Below are 662 nucleotides of genomic sequence, written 5' to 3'. Positions count from 1 at the left end.
ATAATCGAGTAGGAGGGAGTGATTAGCTCCCGTCCTCTCACACCACCGTGCGTACCGTTCGGTACACGGCGGTTTCAATAGTTGATGTGCACAGACTGATAGGCTGTGGCTAAATCATAAAAGCCACCGTTTATCAGTCTTTATTTTGTCATGGCTTTCTTAACTGTTGTCAGATTCGCACAATACCAGTGTCCTCTCCGGCAGTTTGCCGCCATGTTCGCATAGTATTCGTGTACTCCCATCTTTATCAGATTTCTTTTCTTTGTTCTTGGAAGTTTCCACTGTTTCCATATACACATGCGTATTCTGTGATAGAGCCATCCGTTGATGTCTTCCATGTTGTTCTTCATGCTTGCTATTCCGTAATAGTTCAGCCATCCTCTTGCATATACCCTGATTTTCTCAAGGCTTGGTTTGATTGACTGTACAGACTTACGGGAAGATAACTCTTTCAGTCTCGACTTAAACTTCTTCCATGACTTTGGATGAACGCGAACGTAGATACCGTTTCCGTTCCTTCCCAATGCAAAGCCAAGAAACTTAAAATTTCGGATTGCAAACACGCTGACAGTACGGCTTTTCTCTCTGTTGACTGTGAGTTCCAGCTTCTCTTCAAGATATTTCGTACTGCTTTCCAGAAGTCTCTCCGATGCCCGTTTGCT

The 662-nt window shown here is 44.0% G+C and carries 1 protein-coding gene; it reads right to left on the bottom strand.

Annotated features, from left to right (window positions below):
* Window positions 1–140: 140 nt before the first annotated feature.
* On the bottom strand, window positions 141–662 hold a 522-nt coding region (locus DWX61_RS18715), incomplete at its 5' end, for a group II intron maturase-specific domain-containing protein (RefSeq protein WP_353652888.1).

It is taken from the genome of Ruminococcus sp. AF20-12LB (genome assembly GCF_003478985.1).
In the GTDB taxonomy this organism is placed as follows: Bacteria; Bacillota; Clostridia; order Lachnospirales; family Lachnospiraceae; genus Blautia_A.
Note: the sequence above shows the minus strand (reverse complement) of the source record. Positions and strands in the feature narration are given on the sequence as shown.